Below are 7,597 nucleotides of genomic sequence, written 5' to 3'. Positions count from 1 at the left end.
CCCCCGACCCACCACGTGCCGCCGCGCCCGCAACGCAACCCCCAGCGCCAGTGCCGAGTCCGGGTCCTCCAGCTCCACCCCCAACAGCCGCTCGATCCGCCCCAGCCGGTCGTACAGCGTCTGCCGATTGACGTGCAGCTCCCGCGCCGTCTCGGCCTTCCGCCCCGCATGCGCCAGGTACACCTCCAGCGTGGGCAGCAACCGGTCATGGGCCAGCAACGGCCCGACGACCCGCTCCACGAACGAAGCCAGATCGCCGTCACCCCGCAGCCGCCACAACAACACATCGACGTCCAGCCGCCGCACGTCGTACCAGACCCGGTCCGGCAACCCCTGCGCAGCCGTGGCTGCCTCGGCCGCATGCCGAAGCGCACCCCCCACCGACCCCCACGCCGAGGCGACCCCCGCCACCACCACCGGCGGCGCCCGGAACCCCGCTCGCGACGCCCCGGCCCGCAGCGCGGCCGCCACCCGCCCCGCCACCGCGGCCCGTTCGGCCTCGTCCCGGAGCCCGGCCAGCACCGGAACCCGCCCCTCCGGCAGCCGTACGCCCAGCAGCAGCGGCACGCCCACCGCCCGCAGTTCCTCCTGCACGGCGCACGCCAGCGCGGCCCAACCGTCCGCCGGCACCAGGTCGGTGGCCATGCGCATCACCATCGGCAGCAGCGGACCGTCGCCCGGCCGGAACCCCAGCACCCGGGCCTGCGCGGGCGCGTCGGCCGCGTCGAGGCGGTCCTCGGCGAGGTCGGTGAGGAAGTCGCCGCGCCCCCGGGCGGCGAGCTCCTCCTCCTGGCGGGCCTGGAGCAGGACGACGGCGAGCAGCCCGGCGGCCCGGTCGGCGGCGATGCGGTGCACCGGGGCAAGAGGCGCGTTCACCGGAAGCACCACGAGCCGCGCCCGCACGGCACCGCCGCCAGGGCCCTGCCCGGGCACGTCCGTGACGATGCTCCCGGCGAGCGAGGCCCCCCGCAGCCCGTCCCAGACCTGGAGCGGATCGGCACAGGCACCACTTCCACCCCCCGGACCGGCGGCGAAGAGCAGCCGCCCCTCCGCGGTCTCCAGGAAGACGGGATTCCCGGCGAAATCGGCGAAAAGATGCAGCACTTCGGGCACCCCGCCCCCGCCCAGCAACACCTCGGTGCACCGCCGGTGCACCTCCTCGGCGCGCTGCAACAGCGCGTAGTGCTGGTTGACGAGCTCGGTATGGATCTCCTCGGTGACGGCGACGAACGGCACCTCCCGGTGCAGCTGGACCAGCGGCAGTCCGCACGCGCGGGCGGTGTCCACCACGGCGGCGGGCAGGCTGGGGAACCGGGCCCCGAGCTCGACGACCAGGGCCGCGATGTCCCGCTCGGCCAGCCCCCGGACGAAGGCGCGCTGTTCGGCGGGGCGGCTGCCCAGGCCCAGCCCGGTGGTCAGCAGGAGCTCGCCGCCCTTGAGGAGGGCGGCGATGTTCGGGGCCTCGCCCGCGTGCACCCAGCGCACGGTCCGGTGCAGCCGGTCGGCGGCGGCCACGACCTCGGGCAGCCCCCGGCGCAGGGCGGGCAGTTCGAGGGCGCGCGCCACGGTGATCGTCCCCTGCGGGCCGGCGGGGAGGTCGTGCTGTTCCATGAACGGAACCTACCGCCCCACAACGCGCCCCGCGCCCCTACGCTGTCGCGCATGACAGCAGCGGCCGGCCCCCCGCCCAACTCACCCGAGATATCCGGTATATCACCCGAACCGCACAACGCAAGCCACCGAACGACGGCTGTCCAACGCCGAACACTCAGGGTGCTGATGTCGGCACAGGTGGTCGCCGGCATCGGCATGGGCTCGATGATCTCCTCGGGCGGGCTGCTGGTCGAGCACCTCTCGGGCTCCCAGGCGACGGCCGGCCTCGCCACCACCCTGGCCACGCTCGGGGCGGCGCTGCTGTCGGTGCCGCTGGCCGCGCTCTCCCGGGCGCGCGGGCGCCGGACCGGCCTCGGAGCGGGCTGGCTGATCGCGGCCGCGGGAACGCTGACGGTGCTGCTGGCGGCCGGGGCCGGCCTGCTGCCCGTGACCCTGCTGGGGATGCTGCTGATCGGCTCGGCGAGCGCGTCCAACCTGCAGTCCCGCTACGCGGCCACCGACCTCGCGGAGCCCCGCGCCCGCGCGGGCGCGCTGTCCCTGGTCGTGTGGTCCACGACGCTCGGCAGTGTGCTGGGCCCCAACCTCAGCGGCCCGGGGGCGGTGCTGGCCCGGCCGCTCGGACTGCCGGACGAGGCGGGGACGTTCGTGTTCTCGGTGGTGGCCTTCCTCCTCGGCTGGCTGATCATCCACGCAGGCCTCCGCCCGGACCCGCTCCTGCTGGCCCAGGAGCAACAGACCGCGCCGGCCACCCCGCACGAACAGAAGGAACGCTTCATCGCCCGGATGCGCACCGCACTGCGCCATGTCGCCGCGTCCCCGGCCGCGTTGACGGGCCTGGCCGCCCTGGTGCTGGGGCACGCCGTGATGGTCTCCGTGATGACGATGACGCCCGTCCATCTCGCCCACGAGGGCGCCTCGTTGAGCGTCGTGGGCTTCACGGTCAGCCTGCACGTGGCCGGGATGTACGCGCTGTCGCCGCTGGTGGGCCGGGCGGCGGACCGGTTCGGCAGGGTGCCGGTGATCCTGCTGGGGCAGGTGGTCTACGTGGCCGCCACCCTGCTGGCCGGCACCGCGGGGAACCGCCAATGGGCCGTGGCCGCAGGGCTGTTCCTGCTGGGGACGGGCTGGTCGTGCGCCACGGTGGCGGGGTCGACGCTGCTGAGCGAGTCGGTGGACGCCGCGCACCGCCCGGAGGTGCAAGGGATGTCGGACACCCTGATGAACCTGGTGGGCGCGGCGGGCGGCGCGCTCTCCGGGGCGCTGACCGCGGTGTACGGCTACGGCGGGCTCAATGCCGCCGCAGCCGTCCTCGCCCTCCCCGTCGGGGCGCTCGCGCTGTGGTTCAGCCTCCGAACGCGCTCGACGCGGTGAGCCGCAGCGCGGTGTCGATCAGCGGCACGTGGCTGAACGCCTGAGGGAAGTTGCCGACCTGCCGCTGCAGCCGTGGGTCCCATTCCTCGGCGAGCAGGCCCAGGTCGTTGCGCAGGGCCAGCAGCTTCTCGAAGAGCTGGCGGGCCTCGTCGACCCGGCCGATCATCGCGAGGTCGTCGGCGAGCCAGAACGAGCAGGCCAGGAAGGCCCCTTCGTCCCCTTCGAGGCCGTCGACCCCGGCCTCGTGACCGGCGGTGGGGTAGCGCAGGACGAAGCCGTCGGGGGTGGACAGCTCGCGCTGGATGGCCTCGATGGTGCCGATGACGCGCTTGTCGTCGGGAGGCAGGAAGCCCATCTGCGGGATCAGCAGCAGGGAGGCGTCCAGCTCCTTGGAGCCGTAGGACTGCGTGAAGGTGTTGCGCTCCTTGTCGTACCCCTTCTCGCACACGTCCCGGTGGATGTCCTCGCGCAGCTCGCGCCAGCGCTCCAGGGGGCCGTCGACGTCGCCGGACTCGATGAGCTTGATGGTGCGGTCGACGGCGACCCAGGCCATCACCTTGGAGTGGACGAAGTGCCGGCGCGGGCCGCGCACCTCCCAGATGCCCTCGTCGGGCTCGGTCCAGTGGTCCTCGAGGTAGCCGATGAGCCGCAGCTGGAGCAGGGAGGCGTAGTCGTTGCGGGCGAGCCCGGTCATGTGGGCCAGGTGCAGGGCCTCGGTGACCTCGCCGTAGACGTCGAGCTGGAGCTGGCCGGCGGCGCCGTTGCCGACGCGGACGGGCCGGGAGTTCTCGTAGCCGGGCAGCCAGTCCAGCTCGCTCTCGCCGAGTTCACGCTCACCGGCGATGCCGTACATGATCTGCAGGTTCTCGGGGTCGCCGGCGACCGCGCGCAGCAGCCACTCGCGCCAGGCCCGGGCCTCCTCGCGGTAGCCGGTGCGCAGCAGGGAGGAGAGGGTGATCGCGGCGTCGCGCAGCCAGGTGAACCGGTAGTCCCAGTTCCGGACGCCGCCGATCTCCTCGGGCAGGGAGGTGGTGGGGGCGGCCACGATGCCGCCGGTGGGGGCGTAGGTGAGCGCCTTGAGGGTGATCAGCGAGCGGACCACCGCGTCCCGGTAGGGGCCGTGGTACGTGCAGTGCGTCACCCACTCCCGCCAGAACTCCTCGGTGGCCTCCAGGGCACCCTCGGGGTCGGGCAGGGCGGGCGCCTCGCGGTGCGAGGGCTGCCAGCTGATGGTGAAGGCGACGCGCTCGCCGGGGGAGACGGTGAAGTCGGAGTAGGTGGTGAGGTCCTTGCCGAAGGTGTCGGCGGTGGTGTCCAGCCAGACGGAGTCGGGGCCCGCGACGGCCACCGTGCGGTCGCCCACCTTGTGCACCCACGGCACGACGCGCCCGTAGGAGAACCGCATCCGCAGCGCCGAGCGCATCGGCACCCGGCCGCTGACGCCCTCCACGATCCGGATCAGCTGCGGAGCGCCGTCACGGGGCGGCATGAAGTCGATCACCCGGACGGTACCTCGCGCGGTGTCCCACTCGGACTCGAGCACGAGGGAATCCCCCCGGTACCGGCGGCGGTCGGCGCGCGGGGGAGCCGCCCCCGAGGGGTGCGCCGGGCCGATCCGCCAGTAGCCGTGTTCCTCCGTGCCGAGCAGTCCGGCGAACGCCGCGTGCGAATCGAATCGCGGCAGGCACAGCCAGTCGGCCGTGCCGTCCCGGCAGACCAGGGCGGCGGTCTGCATGTCGCCGATCAGTGCGTAGTCCTCGATACGCCCGGCCACGTCATCTCCAGTCGAACGGCATCGTGACCCCGGAGGGTCTTCCTCAGCTGGGCAAGCGATCTTTCGACGAGCTCATTTCCGGAATCAGTGGGGGCACCTACCAGCTGTAGCTGGGGAGAGACGGTGCCGTGCCGGCCGGCTCGCTGCATGTGTCCGAGCAGGATACGACGCGGAGTTGGGACACGCGCGACGGTTGGCGGCGGAATCTGTGCCGAATGGGTGGCCTGTGACGCAGGGGGCGCGAGGCCGTCGCACCGCGTCACCGGGCGCGCCCGGCTCCGGGCGCTGATACCCTGGTACCCCGTGGACCGGAGGGCGCAAGACCCCCCAACCGCAGCGACGGCACCCCCGAAAACAACCGGGTGATCGCCGGTACGCATCCTCCACTCGCGACCACGGGAGCCCCCCTTTGGCCATTGCCGCAAAGCCCACGACGACCAAGCACCTCTTCGTCACCGGGGGTGTCGCCTCCTCGCTCGGCAAGGGGCTGACCGCCTCCAGCCTGGGCGCGCTGCTGAAGGCGCGGGGTCTGCGGGTGACGATGCAGAAGCTCGACCCGTACCTGAACGTCGACCCGGGCACGATGAACCCGTTCCAGCACGGTGAGGTCTTCGTCACCAACGACGGTGCCGAGACGGACCTGGACATCGGCCACTACGAGCGCTTCCTGGACGTCGACCTCGACGGCTCCGCGAACGTCACCACCGGCCAGGTGTACTCCTCGGTGATCGCCAAGGAGCGGCGCGGCGAGTACCTGGGCGACACCGTCCAGGTCATCCCGCACATCACCAACGAGATCAAGCACCGCATCCGCCGTATGGCCACCGACGACGTCGACGTCGTCATCACCGAGGTCGGCGGCACCGTCGGCGACATCGAGTCGCTGCCGTTCCTGGAGACCGTCCGCCAGGTCCGCCACGAGGTCGGCCGGGACAACGTCTTCGTCGTGCACATCTCCCTGCTGCCCTACATCGGCCCGTCCGGCGAGCTGAAGACCAAGCCGACCCAGCACTCCGTGGCCGCGCTGCGCAACATCGGCATCCAGCCCGACGCGATCGTGCTGCGCGCCGACCGCGAGGTCCCCACCGCCATCAAGCGCAAGATCTCGCTGATGTGCGACGTGGACGAGGACGCCGTGGTCGCCGCGATCGACGCCAAGTCGATCTACGACATCCCGAAGGTCCTGCACACCGAGGGCCTGGACGCCTACGTCGTGCGCAAGCTCGACCTGCCGTTCCGCGACGTGGACTGGGCCCAGTGGGACGACCTGCTGGAGCGCGTCCACCAGCCCGACCACGAGGTCACCGTGGCCCTGGTCGGCAAGTACATCGACCTGCCGGACGCCTACCTGTCGGTGACCGAGGCCATCCGCGCCGGCGGCTTCGCCAACAAGGCCCGCGTGAAGATCAAGTGGGTCACCTCCGACGACTGCAAGACCCCCGCGGGTGCCAAGAAGCAGCTGGCGGACGTGGACGCGATCTGCGTGCCCGGCGGCTTCGGCGACCGCGGCGTCGACGGCAAGGTCGGCGCGATCACCTACGCCCGCGAGAACAAGGTCCCGCTGCTGGGCCTGTGCCTCGGCCTGCAGTGCGTCGTCATCGAGGCCGCCCGCAACCTGGCCGGCATCGAGGGCGCGAACTCCACCGAGTTCGACGCGGCCACCGCGCACCCGGTGATCTCCACGATGGCCGAGCAGATGGACATCGTCGCCGGCGAGGGCGACATGGGCGGAACGATGCGCCTGGGCATGTACCCGGCCAAGCTCGCCGAGGGCTCCATCGTCCGCGAGGTCTACGACGACCAGCCGTACGTGGAGGAGCGCCACCGCCACCGCTACGAGGTCAACAACGCCTACCGCGCCGAGCTGGAGAAGAAGGCCGGCATCCGGTTCTCCGGCACCTCCCCGGACAACAAGCTCGTCGAGTACGTCGAGTACCCGCGCGAGGTGCACCCCTACCTGGTGGCCACCCAGGCCCACCCGGAGCTGCGCTCCCGCCCGACCCGCCCGCACCCGCTCTTCGCCGGCCTGATCAAGGCGGCCGTGCAGCGCCAGCAGGGCTGATCTGTACGGTGGAACCGGGGTGAGGGCTCCCTCTCGGGAGCCCCTCGCCCCGGTTTCTGCTTTTCCGGAGACGTAAGGACGGACAGACGGACATGGGCAGCACGGTCATCAAGGACACCGCCGAGGAATGGCGCATCGTCGCCGGCGAGACGCCGTTCACCGGCAACAAGACGAGCGTGCGCACGGACGAGGTGGTCATGCCCGACGGCACCGTCGTCAAGCGCGACTACCAGGTGCACCCCGGCTCGGTCGCCGTGCTCGCCCTGGACGACCGGGACCGGGTGCTGGTGCTGCGCCAGTACCGCCACCCCGTGCGGCAGAAGCTGTGGGAGATCCCGGCCGGCCTGCTGGACGTCCCCGGCGAGAACCCGCTGCGGGCCGCTCAGCGCGAGCTGTACGAGGAGGCGCACGTCAAGGCCGAGGACTGGCGGGTGCTGACCGACGTCTACACCACGCCCGGCGGCTGCGACGAGGCCGTCCGCATCTTCCTCGCCCGCGGCATCTCCGAGGCGGAGGGCGAACGCTTCGACGTCGCTGAGGAGGAGGCGGACATGGAGCTCGCCAGGGTGCCGGTCGCGGACCTGGTCCGCGGTGTGCTCGCGGGGGAGCTGCACAACAACTGCCTGGTGGTGGGCGTCCTTTCGCTGGTCGCTGCGCGGCAGGGGGAGGGGCTGGAGGCCCTGCGCCCGGCGGATGCGCCGTGGCCGGCGCGGCCGTTCGAGGCCTGAGCGGTACGTGGTTCGTCGGCTGCGGGCCGTCGGTGGTTGCTCGCGCAG

General features: G+C 72.3%; 5 protein-coding genes. 3 read left to right on the top strand and 2 right to left on the bottom strand.

The window, feature by feature from the left end:
* The coding region (locus ACLHRZ_RS34335; protein WP_490422540.1) for a PucR family transcriptional regulator at positions 1-1,611 on the bottom strand (1,611 nt) is incomplete at its 3' end.
* A 168-nt stretch (positions 1,612-1,779) separates the two neighbouring features.
* Here ACLHRZ_RS34335 and ACLHRZ_RS34330 point away from each other — a divergent pair.
* Positions 1,780-2,985 (top strand): MFS transporter, encoded by a 1,206-nt coding sequence (locus ACLHRZ_RS34330; protein WP_490422539.1) that lies wholly within the window; start codon positions 1,780-1,782, stop codon positions 2,983-2,985.
* Here ACLHRZ_RS34330 and ACLHRZ_RS34325 read toward each other — a convergent pair.
* On the bottom strand, positions 2,957-4,759 hold the full coding sequence (locus ACLHRZ_RS34325; RefSeq protein WP_490422538.1) for a glycoside hydrolase family 15 protein: 1,803 nt from the start codon (positions 4,757-4,759) through the stop codon (positions 2,957-2,959). The genes ACLHRZ_RS34330 and ACLHRZ_RS34325 overlap by 29 nt on opposite strands.
* 409 nt (positions 4,760-5,168) lie before the next feature.
* Here ACLHRZ_RS34325 and pyrG point away from each other — a divergent pair, with 409 nt between their 5' ends.
* Both pyrG and ACLHRZ_RS34315 read left to right on the top strand, forming a co-directional pair.
* Positions 5,169-6,821: a CTP synthase gene (pyrG, locus tag ACLHRZ_RS34320; RefSeq protein ID WP_490422537.1), complete on the top strand. Its 1,653-nt coding sequence runs from the start codon at positions 5,169-5,171 to the stop codon at positions 6,819-6,821.
* A 92-nt stretch (positions 6,822-6,913) separates the two neighbouring features.
* A complete protein-coding gene (locus ACLHRZ_RS34315; RefSeq protein WP_490422536.1) occupies positions 6,914-7,549 on the top strand; it encodes an NUDIX domain-containing protein in 636 nt (211 codons plus the stop codon).
* Positions 7,550-7,597 lie beyond the last annotated feature (48 nt).

It is taken from the genome of Streptomyces sp. AM25, assembly GCF_058146165.1.
This window is presented reverse-complemented; position numbering and strand designations above follow the sequence as displayed.

What these genes read in the sequence shown, in the direction of transcription:
- ACLHRZ_RS34315 (WP_490422536.1), top strand. Translation starts at nt 6,914, where the DNA reads ATGGGCAGCACGGTCATCAAGGACACCGCCGAGGAATGGCGCATCGTC.
- ACLHRZ_RS34330 (WP_490422539.1), top strand. Translation starts at nt 1,780, where the DNA reads ATGTCGGCACAGGTGGTCGCCGGCATCGGCATGGGCTCGATGATCTCC.